Genomic DNA, 21,833 nt, shown 5'->3' on the forward strand with positions numbered 1-21,833 from the left:
AGCTATACGTTAATGCCTAATTTGTTCAGCGCCACACGTAAAATGTCATCGTTATTATCGTATCCACTATGCTGCTGTCTGGACCAAGCTTCTTCAGGAGCGTACCAATCCACACCTTTGATTTCTTCAATCTGAGGCTGCAGATCGCCGCTTTCCGCTTCAACGAGATAGTAATGAACTTCCTTGTCCACCGGACCAAACTCTGCATGCTGATACGTATAGGCGATGATATCGACGGGTTCTACAATTCGACCGACCATGCCTGTCTCTTCCAGAATCTCACGCAGTGCGGTCTGTTCCACCGTTTCTCCATCTTCCATTTTGCCCTTGGCGAGGGTCGTTTTGCCGTACCGATCTACAATCAGTTGAATTTGAAGCTTTCCGTCTTCTCCCGTGCGGTAGACGACTCCGCCTGCCGAAATTTCTTTTCTGTTCATGTTGCTCTCCCCCATTACGGAATTGTCTGCATCTTTTTTTGGAAAAAGAAGGACCTCATCTCCACGGGTACACTCCCCAAGGAAATGAAATCCTTGTTTCTGACGCCTCGATTACATCGCTGCGGACTTGAGATTTTCTTCCAACACACGAACCAGCGTAGCCTGGCTTTCATTCACACCCGCTTCGGTCACTTTGACACGGCATACTTTGCCGACCATATCCATGGAACCATCAAAGACCAGCTGAATGTAATTGTCACTGTAACCGTGCAGTTTACCACTGCCTGCACGGCCCTTGGCTTCACCTTCAGGAATGACATCCAGTACTTGCCCCACAAACTGCTTGGCGTATGCCAGTTGCATTTGCTCGGAAAGATCAATCAGTTCATGCACGCGTGCATTTTTGACTTCCTCATCCACCTGATCCTCCATACGTGCTGCCGGTGTTCCGGTCCGCTTGGAATATGGGAACACGTGCATTTCGGAAAAACCGATTTTCTTCATCAGCTCGTATCCGTTACGGAACATCTCATCGGTCTCACCCGGGAACCCTACAATAACGTCGGTTGTAATCGCTACATCCGGCATCGCTTCCCGAATGCGAAGCATTTTATTGTAAAACTCTTCGGTCGTATATTTACGGCGCATACGTTTCAGTACGGTATCATCGCCCGCTTGCAGCGGAATGTGGAAGTGGCGCACAAGTTTGTCTGAACGTTTGATCACATCCAGCATCCGGTCGTCAATCTGGCTCGCTTCAATCGAACTGATCCGAATACGCTCCAGGCCCTCTACTTTATCCAAGTCCCACAGCAGATCCGTCAGATCGTAATTCTCCATGTCATCCCCGTATCCACCGGTATGAATGCCTGTCAGGACAATTTCCTTGTATCCAGCGTGCACCAGTTGATGAGCCTGTTGGATGATGCTGTTTGCTTCCCGGCTGCGGGAAAGTCCACGCGACCACGGAATAATGCAGAACGTACAGAAGTTATTGCAGCCATCCTGAATTTTCAGAAATGCACGGGTACGATCGGCAAAATCCGGTACGTCCATCTCTTCAAATACCCGCGTTTTCATGATGTTTCGCACAGCATTGACGGGCTGACGTGATTCCTGAATTTCATTGACATATGGCAAGATTTTGTCCCGATCCTGTGTACCGATAACAAGATCCACACCAGGGATGTCCAGAATCTCTGCCGGAGAAGTTTGCGCATAACAGCCTGTAACGGCTACAATCGCATCCGGGTTGCGCCGAATGGCACGACGGATAATCTGGCGGCTCTTTTTGTCGCCGGTATTGGTTACTGTACAAGTATTAATCAAGTATACATCCGCTGTCTGTTCGTCAAAGTCTACCTGATCGTATCCTTCGTTTTTGAACAATTGCCAAATCGCCTCTGTATCATAAAAATTAACTTTGCAGCCTAAGGTGTAAAACGCCACGGATGGCATAATTACATTCCCCCCATTTCTCCGGATTCATATAAGACACAAGTTAGCGCCGCCATTCCTGCTGTCTCGGCCCGCAAGATGCGTTTGCCCAGTCCAACGGATACAGCACCCGCCTGATCGGCTTCAATCGTTTCCCTCTCCGAGAATCCGCCCTCAGGTCCAACAACGATCAACACTTCAGCACTCGCACCAGGTGCAAGCTGCTCCACAAACGGCTTCAATGCGTCTCTTAACTGCTTGCCGTTTTCCTTTTCATAACAATAACATACCAGACTGTAGCCCTCAAAAGAAGATAGCAGCCCTTTCCAGGAAAGTGGCTGCTCGACGGATGGAATGCGGTTCCGATGGCTTTGCTCAGCGGCTTCCTTGGCGATTTTCCGCCACCGCTCCAACCGTTTGCCTTCTTTTTTGGCATCATATTGCACAATCGTACGCTCAGACAGGAAAGGAACAAAGGAAACCGCTCCGATCTCTGTACATCTTTGGATGACCGTCTCCATCTTATCGCCTTTTGGCAAGCTTTGAGCCACGGTTACACGTATCCGTGCTTCATGGTCCATTTCGAGAGGTTCCACAATATTCGCTGTTACTTGCTGGGCTTCGATGCTTTCAATCTCCACCAAAGCTTCTTTGGAGTTTCCGTCACTGACAATCAGTTTATCTCCAGGTTTACCACGCATCACTTTGCCGATATGGCGCGCATCATCACCCGTGATGACCACGGAATGTTCATTAAACTGTTCTGCAGATACAAAATAACGCTGCATTAGTCTGTCCACCCATTCTATCCTGTTATGACTGGAATTCATCCCGCCTGATGGCAGGCATGAATCCAATCGCCACAGATGATCATACAACTTTTATGTCCTTCTGACCAGTATTCCAGTCCAAAAACGCTCCTAATTCTTCCTCTTAAAACAGTTTCAAAATCAAATATGAAAAATCTACATACATATCATACGCCAATTGGTATAAAGGCTGAATCGTTGCTCTTTGCAACGGTGGGATTACAAGAATCAGCAGGAAAATAAATACGGACCATTGCTCAACTCCCTGCAGCTTGCGGCTAATTGAAGGGGGCAGTAAATCCTCAAGAATTCGATAACCGTCCAGCGGCGGCAATGGAATAAGGTTAAACAAAAATAGGAAAAAGTTCGTCAGGTTAAACATGTAAAAGAAGGTCGAGATCGCCGTTAACAAACGCTCATTTTCAATACCACCCAGTGCTCCCGAACCAACCAAGGATGCATAGATGATCGTACCGATGATCGCGAGCAGCAAGTTGCTCAAAGGGCCTGCTACGGATACAATGACACCCATTAATCTCGGTTTGTCGAAATTTGCCCGATTCACTGGAACAGGACGTGCCCAACCAAAACCAGCTATAAGGAGCAACAACACACCAAACAAGTCAAAATGTACGACCGGATTCAGCGTAACCCGGCCCAGCAGCTTGGCTGTCGGATCGCCGAATTTGTTGGCAAAATACGCATGAGAAAATTCATGCACCGTAAAAGCAATCAGGATGGTCAACAGGAAAAACGGTAGTTGATCCAGTGGATAACGAAAGAACGAGTTTAAGTCCATCGGTTACCTCTTTCTGGCCACAAACGCGATCCAGTCCTCATCGCGATGAACCGAACTTATTTCGAATCCGGAAGCAACGAGCGCGTCATGGACGAGCTGCTCTTTATTTTTCCAAATGCCTGAAGTAATATAAACGCCACCAGACTCAAGCGCATGATAGACATCATCCACAAACAGCATAATAATCTCAGCTAAAATGTTGGCAACGATAACTTTCACTGGAAGCTTCACGCCCAGCGCAGGGTCCTGACTTCCCAGAACAGACAGCAAATCACTCTCTTTAACCGTAATTTGTTGTCCCAGCCCATTCAGTTCCACATTTTCTTTGGCACTTGCTACCGCAACCGGATCGAGGTCCAGCGCAAGCACATGTTTTGCTCCGAGATGGACAGCTCCAATGGCCAAAATACCAGAGCCTGTACCTACGTCAATGACTTCCTCGCCACCCTGAATTACCGATTCCAGTGTACGCAGACAAAGCGAAGTGGTTGGATGTGTTCCTGTACCAAACGCCATGCCTGGATCGAGCTCAATAATTTTCTCATTCGGGCCTTCCGGCGTATACTCTTCCCATGTCGGTTTAATGGTTAGACGTTCCGAGACACGTACTGGCTTGAAATATTGTTTCCAGGCATTCGCCCAGTCATTTTCATCCACTGTTCGAGTCTCAAAACGAACCTCACCCGTTTGGATATCGAATTCGGAAAGTTGCTCAATGCGTGGACTTACTTCAGATTGCAATGCATCCATGTCCGTACCTTCGGAGAAGTATCCTTTAATGACCGCAAAGCCTTCAGGAATATCATTCAAAGGAGACTCGTACAACTCGCCATACGTCGTATCCCGTTTTTTATTTAAAGTACCGGACTCTTCAATCGAGACCCCTCCAGCACCCGCTTCATGTAAAAAATTCGAAATCATCTCCACAGCTTCTTCTGTGGTATGTATTGTTAGTTCATGCCATAACATACTTCGTTTTTCCTCCTCATTTTTCAAACATCCCAACTATTGTACTACACAAGCGAGCAGGAGTACAAAACCGCGGCAGTAAAGAAACAACAAAAACAGGATACCCGCAGCCTGACTGCTCGAATACCCTGTTTTAATTATGTCTAAACTCGTTAACTTGTTAGCAAAAGCGTCCACCGTTCTGGGTAATCATCTCTGCAGCTTGCGGGAGAGAGTCACTGGATACGGATACGGTCAGCAAGATTTCTTGCTTGGACCTGCCTTCAGAGCCTGCATCCGGAGCGTCATACACTTGTCCACCCGACAACACCTCGGTCTCATCGCTAATGAGGGAAAGTACATTCAGCTCACCACTGAATCCCCCAATCACAGCCATATTCGAGTTATCCGTACCCTCAGGCACTCCAGAATCCACTGAAGATGATGAGTCATTCAGACTCTCGATACTCAACTGGTTTGGGTGCAACAATTCCAGAGCTCTGCGTGCAGATTCAGCCTCGGACCAGCTTGTAAACACCGCTTCGATAATCACTGCAGAGCGATCTTCAGTCATGAATCTCCCGGCCCTGACGACGATCGGCGGCTTCACTGCGGCGCAAAGCCTCTATATCTTCCTGATCCGCAGCTTCAGCACTGAATTCCACATCCTCATTTTTGGCGGACTGCATTCGCTTCATCTTTTCCGTTTTCGTCAAAATCTTGCCTGGACGTTCATGTTCTGCCATCGTTATGCTCCTCCTTCAAATTGTATAAGTTTAACTAAAGAGTATTTACACTGACACTCCGATGACAGAACAACCTTCCGATCGCTGTTATCCCCAGATTTTTTTGATTCCCTTTCTTAAAAGGGAAAATCCAGGGATAAAGGCGAACGCTTCGCTTCTCTAGGTTTTTTCTGTCCTCTCCGTTATCGTGTAAATGTTTAGGTTGGAACTTACTCAGTGTATAGAGTTTGAAAACCTAGATCATTCCGCCGGCTTGTTCGATAATGGATAGGGCACGATGATGTACTGCCTCGTCAACAACGACGGTCAGTAATACATCTCTGCCTGTCGGACCCTCTTGTCCGCCATCGCTCATACCGCTCGCAGAAGGATCTGCTGCAGCCATGATTCCCGCGCTGGCATTTGTGCCTAGAACACCCGGTACCCAGGAAGAAAAACTGCCTGATACGCCTGGCGTATAGGATGCTCCGCTTGGCCCGACACCCGCATAACGACTGAATCGATTGATAGACAGGTCTTCCACTCGTAATGCCTCCAGTTTTTTGGCTGCCCCTTCCGCTTGCTCCGGGCTATGGAAATAAGCCAAAATATTTTTTTCGGTCATCCGGTTCACCTGCTTCCCTAGTTTCGGCACATCAGTAAACCCCTGAATGCTCATGTCTGGTATCTTTCCGCAACAGCGCCCATATTATGCAAAAAAGGACACCCTGCGGAAAAACCGCTGTGGTGTCCTTTTTAAATTAATAATTAAGACTCAGTCTCCACGGAAAGCCCGTTTCACCCGGTCAAAGAAGGATTGCTCATGCTCATGAGTTTGTTCTCCATCCAGCGCAGCAATTTGGCGAAGCAGGTCTTTCTGCTCGTCATTCAGCTTGCTAGGCGTAACTACAACGACTTTCACATGCTGATCCCCTTGCCCCATACCGCGCAGGCGTGGTACGCCTTTGCCTTTGAGACGGAAATACGTTCCTGTCTGTGTACCGGCAGGTACTTTCAGCTTCACTTTCTCGGACAGCGTTGGAATTTCAATCTCATCTCCCAATGCTGCCTGAGCGAAGGTAAGCGGAATTTCGCAATAGATATCATCGCCTTCACGCTCGAAGAAATCATGTGATTTCACACGGATAACAATATACAGATCTCCTGCTGGTCCTCCGCGCAGACCACCTTCACCTTCACCAGTCATACGCAATTGAGCGCCGTCATCTACACCCGCTGGAATGCGAACATGAATTTTGCGTTGTTTGCGTACTTTACCGCTGCCGCTGCACGTTGTACATTTTTCCTTGATAATTTGTCCCGAACCGTTACAGTTCGAACAAGCACGACGATTGACCATACGGCCAAACGGTGTATTTTGAACCACTTCCTGTTGACCACTACCTTGGCAGACGGAACAGGTTTCTGGTTTGGTTCCTGGTTTCGCACCTGAGCCATGACAAGTATCACAGCCTTCTGTACGAGGAATGGTAATGTCAGTTTCCTTACCAAATACCGCTTCCTTGAACTCAATCGTCATGGTGTATTGCAGATCGTTCCCCCGTTGCGGAGCATTTGGATCACGTCGTCCACCGCCACCGCCAAAGAACATATCGAAGATGTCGCCAAAGCCGCCGCCGCCAAAATCGCCACCGCCGCCGAATCCGCCCTGATTTGGATCAATATGACCGTATTGATCATACTGTGCCCGCTTCTGGCCGTCACTGACTACATCATAAGCTTCTTTAACTTCCTTAAACTTGGCTTCCGCGTCAGCAGCCTTATTTACGTCAGGGTGATACTGACGGGCAAGCTTGCGGTATGCCTTTTTAATTTCCTCGTCGCTGGCATTTTTGCCGACGCCGAGTACCTCATAATAATCACGTTTTTCAGCCACTCTTCCACCCCCATATCATTCACCATATCGCACATCGTGACAAAAGGAAAGCCAAAGCACGGGAGCCCCGGCTATGACTTTCCCTTCGATCCGAACGTCACCGATGATTAGTTCACTAGAAATCGTGAATTAGTTTTGTTTTTTATCTTCATCCACAACTTCGTAATCAGCGTCTACGACGTTGTCACGTTTTGCAGAACCTTGTTGCTCTTCAGCACCTTGAGCTGCTTGCTCTTGAGCTTGTGCTTGCTCATACAGTTTTACGGACAGTTGTTGAACGATCTCTGTCAGTTCTTCTGTAGCGGCTTTGATGTCTTCCAGATTGTCGGAAGCCAGAACGCCTTGCAGTTTTTCTTTTGCAGCATTCGCTTTTTCAACTTCACCAGCGTCTGCTTTTTCGCCAAGATCTTTGATCGTTTTGTCAACAGAGTAGATCAGTTGATCTGCGCTGTTTTTCGCTTCAACGAGTTCTTTGCGTTTTTTATCTTCTTCAGCATGCAACTCAGCATCTTTCATCATTTGCTCAACTTCAGCATCGCTCAGACCGCTGGAAGAAGTGATGGTGATTTTTTGAGTTTTGTTTGTACCTTTGTCTGTTGCAGATACGTTAACGATACCATTGGCATCAATATCGAAGCTAACTTCGATTTGTGGAACGCCACGTGGAGCTGGAGGAATATCACCCAGCATGAAACGACCAAGGGATTTGTTACCCGCTGCCATTTCGCGCTCCCCTTGCAGGACGTGAATCTCAACGCTCGGTTGGTTGTCTGCGTAAGTGGAGAATACTTGGGATTTGCTTGTAGGGATCGTTGTATTGCGCTCGATCATCTTAGTGAATACGCCACCCGCAGTTTCAATACCCAGGGACAATGGAGTTACGTCAAGCAATACAACGTCTTTCACGTCACCTGTCAGTACGCCCGCTTGTACAGCAGCACCCAAAGCTACAACTTCATCCGGGTTAACACCTTTGTGTGGCTCTTTACCTGTCAGTTTTTTGATTGCTTCCTGTACTGCAGGAATACGAGTGGAACCACCAACCAATACGATTTTGTCGATATCGTTAGCCGTCATTCCAGCATCGCTCAGTGCACGACGAGTTGGTTCAAGCGTACGCTCAACCAGACCAGCAGAAATTTCTTCGAATTTCGCGCGGCTCAGGTTCAACTCCAAATGTTGAGGAACCCCATCAACCACAGTAATGAACGGCAGGGAAATGGTTGTAGTCAATACGCCGGAAAGTTCTTTTTTCGCTTTTTCCGCTGCATCTTTCAAACGTTGAACCGCTGCTTTATCTTTACTCAAGTCAATGCCTTGATCTTTTTTGAACTCACTAACGAGATAATCAATGATTACTTGGTCGAAGTCATCGCCACCCAGTTGGTTATCACCACTAGTCGCTTTAACTTCGAAGAAGCCGTCACCCAGTTCAAGGATGGATACGTCGAATGTACCGCCACCCAAGTCATATACGAGAATCGTTTGGTCTTCAGATTTCTCCATACCGTATGCCAAAGCTGCTGCTGTTGGCTCGTTGACGATACGCAGAACTTCCAGACCTGCGATTTTACCTGCATCCTTTGTTGCTTGACGCTGGCTGTCATTGAAGTAAGCTGGTACCGTGATAACCGCTTGAGTTACCGTTTGACCCAGATAAGCTTCAGCATCGGATTTCAGTTTTTGAAGGATGATTGCAGAGATCTCTTGTGGGGAGTAGTCTTTGCTATCGATTGTTTCTTTGTGGGATGTACCCATATGACGTTTAATCGACATGATCGTACGATCCGGATTCGTGATCGCTTGACGTTTAGCCGTTTCACCGACAACGCGTTCTCCATCTTTTTTGAAACCTACTACGGATGGGGTTGTACGTGCGCCTTCCGGATTTGGAATAACGACAGCCTCGCCGCCTTCCATAACCGCTACGCATGAGTTTGTTGTTCCTAAGTCAATACCGATTACTTTACTCATCGGAAAATTTCCTCCCTCGACAATTTAAATGGATCAGATTGATCCTAATTTGTATTTGTTATTCCTAATCGTGCTCTATGTGTGTACTAACCTTTATATTAAACTTCGGTGGCATCGTACAATCAAGAGTGAACTCACTTCATTTCTTTAATAGAAATTATGAGCTAACTTTAACCATAGCCGGACGAAGTACTTTATCCTTCAGCATATAGCCTTTTTGGACTTCCTCGACAACGGTACCTTCTTCATACTCGTCGCTCTCCACTGACATGATCGCCTGATGGAATTCGGGATTAAACGGTTGTCCTACCGTATCCATTGACGTCAGACCTTCATTGTTCAGCACAGTTTCCAGCTGACGGAAGATCATTTGGATGCCTTTGGAGAAGGACTCGACTTCAGTACCTTCCGGTACAGTAGCCATGGCACGCTCGAAGTTATCAATGACCGGCACCAGTTCGGTGACCAGCTTCATCGAAGCGTATTTCGCCAGTTCTTCTTTTTCCTTCTGTGTACGACGACGGAAGTTATCAAAATCAGCTTGCGCACGGACAAAACGTTGTTGATGTTCCTCAGCTTCCGCCTTCAAGCGAGCGATCTCATCTTGCTCCTGATCTGTCATCTCTTCCGCCTGTGCTTCTGCAGCTCCGGCTTCGTTGACAGGCTCCTGCTCCGCTGCTGTAGTTGCTTGCTGTTCCTGTTCTTCTGCTGCGAATGATTGCTCCTCTTTCAAGATGTTCACCTCCTTATAAGAATGAAATGGTTCATTCCCTTATTTGAAGCGATGCGTTAGCATGGCCGTCAAATCACGGGATAATGTATTTAAAATATGAATGACACGTGCGTAATCCATTCGCGTAGGTCCCAAAATTCCGATGGAGCCCAAAGCCTCTCCATCCAATGAATAGGATGCCGTTATCAGGCTGCAATTGGCGAAGGCTTCATGATCATTCTCAGTGCCTATTCGCACCTGAATACCAGATCCACCCTGCACGGGCATCATCAATTTCATGAGTGTTGGTGTCTCATCCAGCAGGTCAAGAATATCTTTTACCTTTTCAATATCTTTAAACTCTGGCTGGGTCAACATATTGGTGGCACCACTAAGGAACAGACGATTGTCATGCTCGTTGTCAAAGGCACTGTTCAGCACCTGCATGACTTCCTCATAACGTGTAATATGCCGTTCCATCTCTTGCCCAAGCTCGGTGTAGAGACGAGACTTTAATTTGTAAATCGGCACGCCGACCAGCTTGCTGTTTAATAAACGAACTACATTCTCCATCTCCGCTACCGAAATTTCAGGTGGAATCTGAACTGTCTTGTTCTCTACCTGACCCGTATTCGTTACGATGATGGCTACAGCCTCGTTTTCATTAAGTGGGAGCAGTTGAAAATGACGAAGTGACGTGTGAAAAACTTCCGGTCCGAGCAGGATCGAAGTATAATTCGTCATATGTGACAAAATGACTGAGGCATGCTGAATAACTTGTTCCATCACGTTCAGCTTTTCTGCGAAAAATGATTTCAGGTCGTCCAGCTCTTGCGGCTCCACCTGATTCCAGGGAACCAAATGATCGACATAATATCGATAGCCTTTGTGCGAAGGTATGCGACCAGCCGATGTATGCGGCTGTTCCAGAAAGCCCATATCTTCAAGGTCCGCCATTTCATTACGGATCGTCGCCGGACTGTATCCAACATCTCCCCTTTTGGAAATGCTCCGGGACCCTACGGGCTCAGCTGAACGGATATAGTCATCCACTATAGCGTTCAGAATCATTCGTTGACGCTCTGTTAACATGGTGAGTATTCCCTCCTTCTGACTGTACTGTCCCATGTCGTTAGCACTCCGGTTAGATGAGTGCTAAGCGGTAATACAAAAATACCAAAATGACGTGAGCATTGTCAAGTCAGTTTGATGAGTACGCTCATCTATTTATAGTATAGACCAATGTCTTCAAGACATAACAACTTTACTGTACATCTCATGAATTAAAAAGAACCGCAGGTGAGATAGAGTATACTCGGCTCAATCCATACGGTTCATCCATTTATCAGGCTGAAATATTCAACTCTTTCAATACAGCAATCTCATCACAGCAATCCTGTTTGCTGCAATGAACACAGTCGGTCCATACTTTCTCCGGGAAAATCTCCTTGTTCACAACGGCAAAACCGTTTTTGAGAAAAAAGGAAACCTCATATGTCAACGCCATGACCTTGGGAATTTGCTGTTTCTCCGCTTCCTCTACCAGCCGGTCCAGTAGCAGTGAGCCAATGCCCATGCCTTTGTGACCTTCGGAGATACCAAGCGATCTGACTTCCACCAGATCATTCCCCAAACGGCAGAGAGATCCACAGCCTACAACCTGACCATTCACTTCAGCTACAACAAAGTGCTCCAGCTGCCGTTGCAGTACTTCCCGTGAACGCGGAAGCATGATCCCACGCTCTGCATAGCCCTTAATCATTTCAAATAATGGTTCAACATCTTCCGGTACGGCTTTTCTGCATATGGCCGACATCCAGCTCTCCTCCTATAAGAAGCTTTCCAGAGGAAAGCCGACTTCGTAGTTGTATAAATTACACGCTCTGTAAAATCAATATGAATAAATATACAACAGAGCGTATAGAATTTCAAGCTACGAATTCAGCGATATGGACCCGATAAACTCGGCAAAAACGTCATTTCCGAACAGGATGCCCTGCTCACTAAGCCGGAAGCCGTCTGGCGTCTTCTCCAGCAGTCCTGCATTCAACATTTTGCCCAAAGGCTTCGCAAACACTTCCTCCATAGGCTCCCCGAACTGATCACTAAACCGTGAGGATGAAGCACCTTCCAGCATTCTCAACCCAACCATCAGATAATCTTCCATTGCCTCGGCGCGGCTGATCTCAAAATGGTCGAGACGCGGCAGACCTCCTTTGGAAGCTTCAACATACGGGTTTATACCTTTTATATTCATATGGCGTTCGCGGCCTACATATCCATGTGCACCTGCACCCAGACCGTAATAGTCCTCATTACGCCAGTACGTGATATTGTGACGGCTCTCGAAGCCGGGTTTGGCAAAGTTACTGATCTCGTATTGTCCGTAACCTGCTTCTTTCATACGCTTCATTAATAGAAGATACATTTCCAACTCGTCGTCTTCATGAGGAAGCGGTAGCTGGTTCTTCTGATACAACGTATGGAAAAGAGTATTCTCTTCCACCTTCAGGCTGTAAATGGAGTAATGCGGCAGATCCAGTTCCAGCGCTTTGTCGATACTCTCGTTCAGCATCTCGACGGTCTGGTTTGGTAAACCAAACATGAGGTCAATGGACAAGTTATGCAATCCAGCTGCTCGGGCATTTTCCAAACTGCGGTATACATCATCTGTATTATGAATACGGCCAATACCTGTCAACAGATCATTTTGAAAAGCCTGTACTCCAAAGCTGACGCGGTTCACTCCGCCTTCTTTCATAACTGCGAGCTTCTCTGCATCGGTCGTGCCCGGGTTAGCTTCCATTGAAAACTCAATATCATCTGCCCAGTTCGGGAAATAGGTCTTAACGGACTTCAGGAATACGGCCATTTCGTCCGGTTTCAGTGCAGTCGGCGTACCGCCGCCCACAAATATAGTTTTGATTTCTCCCGGCGGATTCGCTTTAACCGTATGTTCCATCTCCCGTTCCAGCGCTTCAAGGTATTGCATAACAGGCTGGTCCTTCAATACATAGGAGTTAAAATCGCAGTAAAAACATTTATTTGTGCAAAAGGGAATGTGAAGATACACCGCTTGGGGTGCACCTGTTTTCCGGCTGTGTGCTGCCAATGTCATGGCAAGTCCCCCTCTATTTGAAAAAAGGAAAGCCATCCGGCTTCCCTTTCAGCTTGGTTTATTGGTTATTCTGTGTTGTAACCATGTGTGCGAGCAAACGTCTTACAATTCAATTTTGATACACACACTCAGTGTTGTACCCAAAAATGAATTATTAATCTAATTTGAATACACACATTCTGTGTTGTACCCGAGACAAAATATCGTTTATCCCTTTCATACACAAATTATTGATGTACCGAAAGGGTTCACGTGACGTTTGCAAGCAAACGTCTTTAATCATCAATTTTCAGCACCGCCATGAATGCTTCTTGCGGCACCTCTACGTTACCAACCTGCTTCATCCGCTTCTTACCTTCCTTCTGCTTCTCAAGCAGTTTCCGTTTCCGCGAGATGTCACCGCCATAACACTTGGCAAGTACGTTTTTACGCATTGCTTTTACCGTTTCACGAGCTACAACCTTGGTACCCACAGATGCCTGGATCGGTACCTCGAACATTTGCCGTGGAATCAGCTCGCGCAGCTTCTCACAGATAATGCGTCCGCGGTTATACGCACGGTCACGGTGAACGATGAAGGACAGGGCATCGACCTGTTCGCCATTGAGCACAATGTCCATTTTCGCCAGATTGGACTGACGGTAACCAGACAACTCGTAATCCAAGGATGCATAACCTTTGGTGCTTGATTTCAACTGGTCGAAGAAGTCATATACAATCTCGGACAACGGGATCTCATACGTAATGGTAACCCGGGTTGTGTCCAAATATTCCATATTCACATATTCGCCGCGTTTATTCTGGCACAGCTCCATAATAGTACCTACATAATCATTCGGTACGATAATGGCTGCCTTAACGTACGGTTCTTCGACATAATCAATCCGCCCTACCTCAGGATAGTTGGATGGATTGTCAATTTTCATCACTTCACCATTCGTCAAGGTCACGTGGTAGATTACACTTGGTGCGGTTGTGATCAACGGAATGTTGAATTCACGCTCGATCCGCTCCTGGATAACATCCATGTGAAGCAATCCAAGGAATCCGCAACGGAATCCAAAACCGAGTGCACTGGAAGTCTCAGGCTCAAAGCTGAGCGACGCATCGTTCAACTGCAATTTCTCCAGTGCTTCACGCAGATCAATATAATCCGATGTTTCAATCGGATAGAGACCGCAGTAAACCATTGGATTAATTTTGCGGTAGCCGGGCAAAGGTTCAAGTGTTGGATTTTTGGCATCTGTTACCGTATCCCCGACTTGTGTATCGCCTACATGTCGAATACCTGCAACGATAAACCCTACATCGCCCACGTTCAGCTCGTCCACGATCGTCATACGCGGTTTGAACGCTCCAACTTCAATGACTTCAAACGTTTTGCCTGTTGCCATCATTTTAATTTTGGAACCTGATTTAATCTTGCCGTCCACTACACGTACGTAAACAATTACGCCCTTGTACGGGTCATAGTGAGAGTCAAAAATCAGCGCTTTCAAAGGCTGGTCAGGATCACCTTGTGGAGCTGGAACACTTTGCACCACTTGCTCCAGAATTTCTTTGATACCAATTCCCGCTTTGGCTGAAGCCAAAACCGCATTACTTGTATCCAATCCAATGACATCTTCCACTTCCTGTTTAACCCGATCCGGGTCAGCACTTGGAAGGTCAATTTTGTTGATTACCGGTAAAATTTCAAGATCATTATCCAAAGCTAGATATACGTTAGCCAGTGTCTGGGCTTCAATTCCTTGTGCCGCGTCCACAACCAGCAGAGCACCTTCACATGCAGCAAGGCTGCGTGAAACTTCATACGTGAAGTCTACGTGTCCCGGCGTATCAATCAGATTTAACAAATACTCTTCGCCGTCATCCGCTTTGTAAGTCAGCGCAACCGCCTGCAGCTTGATCGTAATTCCACGTTCCCGTTCAAGTTCCATTTGGTCCAATACTTGTTCTTGCATTTCACGTGTAGTTAGCGCACCTGTGTACTCCAAGATCCGGTCCGCAAGTGTTGATTTGCCGTGATCTATATGTGCAATAATTGAAAAGTTACGAATTTTACGTTGTCTTGCCCGAATATCAGTCATTCCTTACCCCCAGAAACAGCCTAGTGTCAATCACTTCATTATAACAGTTGATGCAGGGTGCATCAATCCCGCGTTGCCTCAACTTTATAATTATCGTCACAATTGCGAACTCCCAAGGGTATATTTTGCCTATATTTCATAACCTTTTATTCAGCGACTCCGCTAAATAAGGATACTACCCACTTCATTCCGTTATGGGACAGATTTTGAAGAAGACCTGCCGTTTTGTCAGCCAGCACGTCGACCGGTGCTTTGCTCTGCTCTGCGCCAAGCACCTGACTCGGTGACAGAACAGGTACCACTGGAGGTTCTTTGACCTCCTGTTGTACTGGCGCGGTCGGAACAGACTCGGCAGCCGGTGACACCGGCTCAGTTTTCACCACTGCAGGATTGCCGGTCGAATCATCGCCCCTATTAAAGCTGCTGCCTGCCAGCTGCATTCCAAACAGAACACCCAGCAACATTAATACACAGATGGAAAACAATCTTTTGCCGAATCTGGACACGTTCCTCGCCTCCTGTTTTATCTTCGATTCTTCTATTCTTCCATATCAGGAATACTAGCCACCTTGTGATGTCTTTTCCGCACTCGCTTTGTCCACCTTCTGATCATTCCAGTACACCTCTGCAATCATGTCGGCGAGTACTTTGGATGTCCGCTCCAGTTCAGCAGCCGTATTGTCAATGCCGCCAATCTCAATCAAAATGCTGTTGGGAGAAAGCGTCTGGTTGTATTCACCATTGTTGGCCCCGCCGCCGTCCTTGCCCCATACGCCCCGAGATACCCCTGGATATTTCGCTTCCAGCTTCTTATGAATTTTGGCCGCAAAGGCCTCATTCTGCTGCCAGTTTGGATTTTCATGTCCTATAATAAAATATACTTTGGCATAACCCAGATTATTAATGGTCGTCGTTGTTTTGTTATGACGCTGTGAGTCACGATGAATATCGATAAGATACGTAAGATCATCATTTTGAGCGAGTGCAGTTTTCACCGTCTGACGGGAGTATTTATAGGAATAATTCCAGTTGTAATCCTTGACCTTGGTTGGGTAATCCTCCTGCGCATGTTCCACCCCAATCCCCAGCTTCTCCAAGCTGTCGGACAAGTAGGTTCCCACTTGAAAAACATTACCAGTCGATTTACCAGAGGAAGGATTGTCACTCTTCGTGCCCAAGAGAGGATTGTATCCTTCACGTGGATGGGAATGGTAGACAAGAATCGCTTTTTTTCCTGTCGTTGGTTTGCTCGGTTCATCTTTACCTCCACTCTTCGGTGGGGGATCACCCTTTACTTCGCCATCACCCGAATCCTGCGGATCAGATGGATCTGGATTATCCTGACCTGGTGGGACATGCTGCTCGCCACCTGACTTTCCTCCGCCTGCTGATGCCGTATCGATGAGTCCAGGACCCGGCTGATAATCTTCTGGAGCTTCAGCTTTTTCATTTCCCGACCCTGGTCGCAGCAGTACGGGTTGATTGGAACCCATGCCAGGCATTTCTCTAGCGATTAGACTTTTGGGGTCTTGCGGATTCACATTCGTCAGCAGTTGGAATACAAACGAAGTCAGATTCTCACCAGAAAATGCTGAAGCCTGTTCCTTCTGAGTTAGATGCGGCATTTCCATGCCGAGCATGTCCACAAAAAAGCTACTTGATACGGCTCCCGCAAATCCTTTCATAGAAGAAACGGGTGAGCTATTCAAACGCTTTTCTGCCATGCCTCCCAGACCGAGTACAACAAAAAACAAAGCAGATATAATCATAAGCAACAACAACGTACGGCCCATGGCCAGCACGTGCAAACATCTCTTTTTCCATTTACCAATATTCCAGGCCAATATTTTGTTCATTGCTTCTGTCTCCTTCCCTGCTGGACAACGCTTATACTTCAACTCTATGAGCCTGCCAGATTTGATAGAACAGGAAAAAGAAGATTGCGCAAAAAAAGAAAGTCCGATAGATTCGGACCTTCTTCACAGGAGTCTCAAGCTTTAAATTTCAAATGTTAATTAATGAGTGTAGGCAGCTACATTCTCAGCATTTACCGCATCATGGAGCGCTGCATTTAGACCGGTTGCAATAATATTGGCAATATCTTCGACAAATTCATCGATTTCTTTGGGGGTAACGATCAGATCATGCCCTAGTGGCTCCAGTACCTCTTTTACCAAACTAAGACGGTCATTTTCGCCGATATCGTCCAGCATGCCCATAATCTGTTTCGTCTGATCGGTCTCTTGCCGAAAATGAGTACGCATCATTTCGATGACGTTATTCACGATGGTCGAAGCATAACATACGGTAGGTACACCGATGGCAATGCAGGGAACACCCAAAATTTCACGTGTCAATCCACGTCGTTTGTTCCCAATACCTGAGCCTGGATGAATGCCGATGTCTGCAACCTGAATCGTTGTATTAACACGTTCGAGCGAGCGTGAAGCCAGCGCATCAATCGCAATGATTGCATCCGGCTTCGTTCGATCCACGATTGCTTGTACGATGTCGCTGGATTCAATGCCTGTTGTACCCAGCACACCTGGCGCAATGGCACTGACTTCCCGATAACCGGGTGCAACCTGATCCGGCACCAGCTCAAAATACTGACGGGTAACCATCAGATTCTCCACTACCAGCGGACCAAGTGAATCAGGCGTGACGTTCAGGTTGCCCAAACCCACAATCAGCACCTTGGATGTCTTGTTAATTCCGGCCTTGGCCAAAAAACCTTCCATCTCCCGCGTGAATTCTGCCGCCACCCGCTCCTGAAGATCGGTATCCCCGTTACGAAGCGATGGAACCTCCAAAGTGACATAGTGCCCCTTCACACGCCCAATTGCTGTAGCGGCTGCATCATCAAGCACATCAATACGTGTGATAGTGATACCGTCTTTCTGATCGACATCTTCCCGCAACCCGGGAATCGTCTGTTTTTGCCCACCCTGAGCCATCTCCTTGGAGTCAATTGCCAAGTCGGTACGAACTGCATAATTTTGCAAATCCAGTGTCATCTGTCCCTGCCTCCCTTACCGCATTTGAGCATATTGTGTGGGAAAATGGTGTGCTTTATGCAGCACTATCGAACATCATAGGAAAATCTGTTGCAATTTGCATGCCAGCGTGCTAGAATATTTTAAGTTGTGAAACGTTTGTATTCATGCAAATGCCTTACAGGAGGTGAATGTAATGCCAAACATCAAATCCGCTGTTAAACGCGTAAAAACGAGCGACAAGCGCCGCGCACTCAACGCTTCCCAGAAATCTGCACTCCGTACAGCTGTTAAAGCTGCTGATGCTGCTCTGGTAAGTAACGAAGTTGATACTGCAAAAGCTGCGATTCAAGCTGCTTCCAAAAAGCTGGACAAGGCTGTAACTAAAGGTCTGGTTCATAAAAATGCTGCAGCCCGCAAAAAGTCTCGCTTGGCGAAAAAACTGAACGCTCTTTCCGCACAAGCGTAAGAAGCGTTACTTATACGATCTAATGGAAAAATCCTGAACAGCAAGAGCTTTCAGGATTTTTTAGTATCTGATTCTATAAGCACTCATTTAAACGAAGCGGCCTTTATTCCGATGATCTCACCATCAACGAAATAAAGGCCGCTTTGTGTTACAGTTTTATCTAAGTTTAAGCTCCGAGCCTTAACAAGAAAAGCTCCAGTCCGAGCACTTTATCCACTGCCCCGGTCTTCATCTGATAATCCAGTTCACTGAGATGACTCAGAATTAGCCTCAAACGTTCTGCCTGAAACTTGCGAGCCTGTTCACCAGCAATTTTGACAGCATACGGATGCAGACCAAGCTGGCTGGCAATCTGCTGTTGGGAGTAACTCTGCTGCCCTAACTCTTTTACCTGGATCATAATTCGGAATTGACGGGCAATCAACGCTGCAATTTTGATCGGTTCTTCACGCTGCTTCAGCAACTCATAAAAAAGACCCAACGCTTTCTCCAGCCGCAAGTTAGCAAGCTCCTCCACCAAAGCGAACACATTCTGCTCGGTGCTTCGCGCCACCAGTGATTCGATATCCGCGCGTTTGATCGTGCCTCCGTTACCAGCGAACAAACACAATTTGTCCACTTCCGCAGATAACGTCTGCAAGCCTGTTCCTGCATAACTCACAAGCGTGTCTGCTGCTCCAGTCTCAAAAGATACATCCCGTTGCTTCGCCAGCTTTACAATCCAACCCAGCAGCTCTTCACCGCTTAGCGGAGCAAATGCAAGGACTATGGCTTGTTTCTTGGCTGCCTTGACTAGTTTTTTACGCTCATCCAGCTTATCCCCTTGGGCCAGAAACACAATAGTACTATAATCTGCCGGATTGTCCATATATGTAAGCAGCCGATCAATCTGGTGATCAATTTTGGAATCCTTGCCTGCTGTAAACAAATTAGCATCGCGAACGATAATGAGTTTACGTGGAACAAGAAATGGAACCGTCTCCGCTTCTTCAATGACCACTTCCACAGGTGTTTCAGAGAGATCATATGGTATGATCGCAAATTCTCGGTGCTCTTCTTCAATTACCTGTTGTTTTAACATATCCGTAAATTGCTGTATCTGGTACTTCTCCGTTCCGTACAGCACATATACCGGAGCCGTTTCTCCATTACGTATTGCCTTTGTCGCACTCTTTACATCCATCACGGTGCCCCCTTATCCCTTTTATCCTACCAGAAAACGTGACAGACAACAAAGGGGCCTTGCATCCGGTTAACGGATGAAGGCCCCTGTCCTACATCTATATAAACGCTGACACCAACAATTCTAGAAAAGGCTGGTGCGCGGTCATACGACGTCAGTTATTCCAACTGAGATAGGACGTTGTTGTTACTTTCAATATATTCTTGATACAACAGAAATGTTCAGCAAGTCTTGAGGCCAAACGTGTAATTTACAGCCTATTTGGCAGAGGTTCCGCTTGAGGCAGTGGACACGTTAAATGATTTCTTCACTGTTGTCCCATCTTGATCTGTCTCGTAATTGAATATAGTGCTATCCTTGGACCAGCTCGCAGATTTTAGTGTACCCTCCACATTACGTTGCTCAACCAGATTAAGCACATCCGGGTCAGCGGCAGGTTTAGAGTAGATGCTGATCTGATCGCCGAGCAGCATGACCAGATAGGAGCCATCGGGTGACTTCCATTCTTTTGGAGTCGTGGTGGCAAGTGCACCTGAATCCGTGGCAACCAATCCTTTATTGCCTCCCAATGCATCCATGCCTGTCTCGGAATCAGGACTCGTAACGCCCTCTGTCGGCTCTTCTACCTTAACATCAGGCATATCTTGAGAAGTTAATGATTGCGCGTCCCCATTTTCAGGCTCCGTTGCTCCACTCTCAGTAGAGCCTGCCGAAGGTCCGGTAGCAGATCCTGAATCCTGACTTTTTTGCTGATCCATACTCTGGGTACTATCAGCAGGATTGGAACTGGAAGGGGTGTTTTTCGTTGCATCACTCTTGTTCAATTCTGACCCCGTATCCGGCTGTTTAGGAGTTTGGTCTTCCTTCAATTCAGGTTCCTGCACCTTCTCTGAACCGTCTTCTTTAGGACCAACCTCTTGAGCTTGTTTATCTTGAGCGGATGGCTGACTTTCCGAAGTGTCAACCCACACGCTGTTATCGCTCTGTAGAGAGGAGGATGAATCTTCATTATTGATCTCTCTGCTCATTGGATTTTGATCCTCATTCCCGCCTTCTTGAGTACTGCCAGTACTCATTATCATTTCTGCATTTTCAATCTTCTCTGGCTGATATCCGAAAATGGCAACGCCCAGTACAACAGCTGCTGCCGCGCCCATGGACATCCGGCCTGCCATAGAATTCAACCATTTTTGCTTCGGTTTCCGCTCACTTGAACGCTGTAAATTCTCAAATGCAGCAGGGACAGGACTCATTTCCTGTATTGTACTGCTTTGTTCCCTCTTCGCTTCGTCGATTGCATCCAGTTGCGGCATAATGGCATCAACCAGACTGAATCTCGGGGTTACCTGGGGCAAATATTCCAGTTCTCTGGAGAGAGCTCTGAGCAAACTAAAATTTTCGGCGCACTCCGCGCATTGGGCCACATGCTGTAGCATCTGCGCAGTTTCCGCCTCACCCAGATCATGATCCAGATACCGGTGCATCCATTCCACCACCTCTTCGCATTTCATCCTGTCACACCACCTTTCTGATACTCCTGTAGTAGATTCTGTAATTGCTGTCTGGCTCTAAATAAATAAGATTTAACCGTATTCAACGGAAGATCGAGGCAATCCGCAATTTCGTTATAGGATAAGTCCTGCAAATATCTTAGAACAATAACGGTACGATGATGCTCAGGTAGCTTGTTAATGGCATCCTGAATATCCTTTGCCACATATGTGGACATCACTTCGAATTCCACATCCTGATTGTCCTGAAAAACCATATCATGCTCGTCAATGGAGACGGAGGGCTTGGTTCTTCTGAATTTGTCAATACAGATATTCGTGACGATGCGCTGAACCCATGTCTTAAACTGGGCCTTTTCCTCATATGAATTAATCTTGGTGTAAATTCGGATCAACGCTTCCTGAGCAGCATCCAAAGCGTCCTGTTCATTATTTAGAATGTAATATGCGGTCCGATAAACATGCTGTTCAATGTCCCGCAATAGGGTAATTAGAGCGTCGCGATCGCCCGATTGAGCGGCTCTGATGAGTTCCGGCTCTACCACAAAGGATCCCCCTCTCCCTGCAACCTTACAGACGTGACCATCAATAAAATTGTTGCAAAGTTAAGTATTTTTTTATTGCCATAACAAAATAACGGCTTATGTATTGGGGCCGCTGAAATCTTCTCTTAGAATAACAGAAATTGCATAACGAGTCATCAAGCTAGCTCAAAAGTCATTCCAGTA

Annotated in this window: 22 protein-coding genes; 1 reads left to right on the plus strand and 21 read right to left on the minus strand. The window is 46.8% G+C overall.

Going from position 1 to position 21,833, the window contains the following annotated elements:
* Positions 1-2: 2 nt before the first annotated feature.
* The 18 genes from AC3ITG_RS23075 to gpr all read right to left on the minus strand — a co-directional run bounded on the left by AC3ITG_RS23075 (position 3) and on the right by gpr (position 17,963).
* Positions 3-437, minus strand: coding sequence for an NUDIX hydrolase (locus AC3ITG_RS23075; protein WP_413372699.1), 435 nt, complete (start codon positions 435-437; stop codon positions 3-5).
* Positions 438-548: 111 nt separating this feature from the next.
* Entirely contained in the window at positions 549-1,895 is a 1,347-nt protein-coding gene (gene mtaB, locus AC3ITG_RS23080; RefSeq protein WP_413372700.1) for a tRNA (N(6)-L-threonylcarbamoyladenosine(37)-C(2))-methylthiotransferase MtaB, read from the minus strand.
* A 2-nt stretch (positions 1,896-1,897) separates the two neighbouring features.
* On the minus strand, positions 1,898-2,662 hold the full coding sequence (locus AC3ITG_RS23085) for a 16S rRNA (uracil(1498)-N(3))-methyltransferase (protein WP_063567294.1): 765 nt from the start codon (positions 2,660-2,662) through the stop codon (positions 1,898-1,900).
* Positions 2,663-2,807: 145 nt separating this feature from the next.
* On the minus strand, positions 2,808-3,482 hold the full coding sequence (locus AC3ITG_RS23090; protein ID WP_053781283.1) for a site-2 protease family protein: 675 nt from the start codon (positions 3,480-3,482) through the stop codon (positions 2,808-2,810).
* A 3-nt stretch (positions 3,483-3,485) separates the two neighbouring features.
* A complete protein-coding gene (prmA, locus tag AC3ITG_RS23095; protein ID WP_413372702.1) occupies positions 3,486-4,451 on the minus strand; it encodes a 50S ribosomal protein L11 methyltransferase in 966 nt (321 codons plus the stop codon).
* Positions 4,452-4,611: 160 nt separating this feature from the next.
* A complete protein-coding gene (locus AC3ITG_RS23100; RefSeq protein WP_413372703.1) occupies positions 4,612-5,004 on the minus strand; it encodes a hypothetical protein in 393 nt (130 codons plus the stop codon).
* On the minus strand, positions 4,997-5,176 hold the full coding sequence (locus AC3ITG_RS23105; protein ID WP_413372705.1) for a YfhD family protein: 180 nt from the start codon (positions 5,174-5,176) through the stop codon (positions 4,997-4,999). The genes AC3ITG_RS23100 and AC3ITG_RS23105 overlap by 8 nt, the downstream gene beginning before the upstream one ends.
* A 235-nt stretch (positions 5,177-5,411) precedes the next feature.
* The gene (locus tag AC3ITG_RS23110; RefSeq protein WP_489254517.1) at positions 5,412-5,780 is read right to left on the minus strand and encodes a hypothetical protein; all 369 of its coding nucleotides are present in this window, start codon (positions 5,778-5,780) and stop codon (positions 5,412-5,414) included.
* 150 nt (positions 5,781-5,930) lie between these two features.
* A complete protein-coding gene (gene dnaJ / locus AC3ITG_RS23115; protein ID WP_063567290.1) occupies positions 5,931-7,052 on the minus strand; it encodes a molecular chaperone DnaJ in 1,122 nt (373 codons plus the stop codon).
* Positions 7,053-7,181: 129 nt separating this feature from the next.
* Positions 7,182-9,026 (minus strand): molecular chaperone DnaK, encoded by a 1,845-nt coding sequence (gene dnaK / locus AC3ITG_RS23120; RefSeq protein WP_413372706.1) that lies wholly within the window; start codon positions 9,024-9,026, stop codon positions 7,182-7,184.
* A 157-nt stretch (positions 9,027-9,183) separates the two neighbouring features.
* A complete protein-coding gene (gene grpE, locus AC3ITG_RS23125) occupies positions 9,184-9,759 on the minus strand; it encodes a nucleotide exchange factor GrpE (protein ID WP_489251458.1) in 576 nt (191 codons plus the stop codon).
* A gap of 39 nt (positions 9,760-9,798) precedes the next feature.
* Positions 9,799-10,830 (minus strand): heat-inducible transcriptional repressor HrcA, encoded by a 1,032-nt coding sequence (hrcA, locus tag AC3ITG_RS23130; RefSeq protein WP_076288070.1) that lies wholly within the window; start codon positions 10,828-10,830, stop codon positions 9,799-9,801.
* 253 nt (positions 10,831-11,083) lie between these two features.
* A complete protein-coding gene (locus AC3ITG_RS23135) occupies positions 11,084-11,554 on the minus strand; it encodes an N-acetyltransferase (protein ID WP_063567287.1) in 471 nt (156 codons plus the stop codon).
* A gap of 117 nt (positions 11,555-11,671) precedes the next feature.
* Positions 11,672-12,856: a radical SAM family heme chaperone HemW gene (gene hemW / locus AC3ITG_RS23140; RefSeq protein WP_489251459.1), complete on the minus strand. Its 1,185-nt coding sequence runs from the start codon at positions 12,854-12,856 to the stop codon at positions 11,672-11,674.
* A gap of 275 nt (positions 12,857-13,131) precedes the next feature.
* Positions 13,132-14,946 carry a translation elongation factor 4 gene (gene lepA / locus AC3ITG_RS23145; protein WP_489251460.1) on the minus strand — a complete coding sequence of 605 codons (1,815 nt, stop codon included), beginning with the start codon at positions 14,944-14,946 and terminating at the stop codon, positions 13,132-13,134.
* 146 nt (positions 14,947-15,092) lie between these two features.
* Positions 15,093-15,452, minus strand: a complete 360-nt coding sequence (locus AC3ITG_RS23150; protein WP_489251461.1) for a hypothetical protein — start codon at positions 15,450-15,452, stop codon at positions 15,093-15,095.
* Positions 15,453-15,506: 54 nt separating this feature from the next.
* Complete coding sequence (locus AC3ITG_RS23155) at positions 15,507-16,802, minus strand: stage II sporulation protein P (protein WP_489251462.1); 1,296 nt, start codon at positions 16,800-16,802, stop codon at positions 15,507-15,509.
* A 159-nt stretch (positions 16,803-16,961) separates the two neighbouring features.
* On the minus strand, positions 16,962-17,963 hold the full coding sequence (gpr, locus tag AC3ITG_RS23160) for a GPR endopeptidase (protein ID WP_489251463.1): 1,002 nt from the start codon (positions 17,961-17,963) through the stop codon (positions 16,962-16,964).
* A gap of 175 nt (positions 17,964-18,138) precedes the next feature.
* On the opposite strand from gpr, the gene rpsT reads away from it, so the two are divergent.
* The gene (gene rpsT, locus AC3ITG_RS23165; protein WP_024628504.1) at positions 18,139-18,411 is read left to right on the plus strand and encodes a 30S ribosomal protein S20; all 273 of its coding nucleotides are present in this window, start codon (positions 18,139-18,141) and stop codon (positions 18,409-18,411) included.
* A gap of 166 nt (positions 18,412-18,577) precedes the next feature.
* On the opposite strand, the gene holA is transcribed toward rpsT, so the two are convergent.
* The 3 genes from holA to AC3ITG_RS23180 form a co-directional block, all read right to left on the minus strand.
* The gene (gene holA, locus AC3ITG_RS23170) at positions 18,578-19,594 is read right to left on the minus strand and encodes a DNA polymerase III subunit delta (protein WP_489251464.1); all 1,017 of its coding nucleotides are present in this window, start codon (positions 19,592-19,594) and stop codon (positions 18,578-18,580) included.
* A 257-nt stretch (positions 19,595-19,851) separates the two neighbouring features.
* Positions 19,852-21,105: an anti-sigma factor family protein gene (locus AC3ITG_RS23175; protein WP_489251465.1), complete on the minus strand. Its 1,254-nt coding sequence runs from the start codon at positions 21,103-21,105 to the stop codon at positions 19,852-19,854.
* Positions 21,102-21,650 carry an RNA polymerase sigma factor gene (locus AC3ITG_RS23180; RefSeq protein WP_024628507.1) on the minus strand — a complete coding sequence of 183 codons (549 nt, stop codon included), beginning with the start codon at positions 21,648-21,650 and terminating at the stop codon, positions 21,102-21,104. The genes AC3ITG_RS23175 and AC3ITG_RS23180 overlap by 4 nt, the downstream gene beginning before the upstream one ends.
* Between the last annotated feature and the right edge of the window lie 183 nt (positions 21,651-21,833).

It is taken from the genome of Paenibacillus sp. GL_099_B (genome assembly GCF_057835695.1).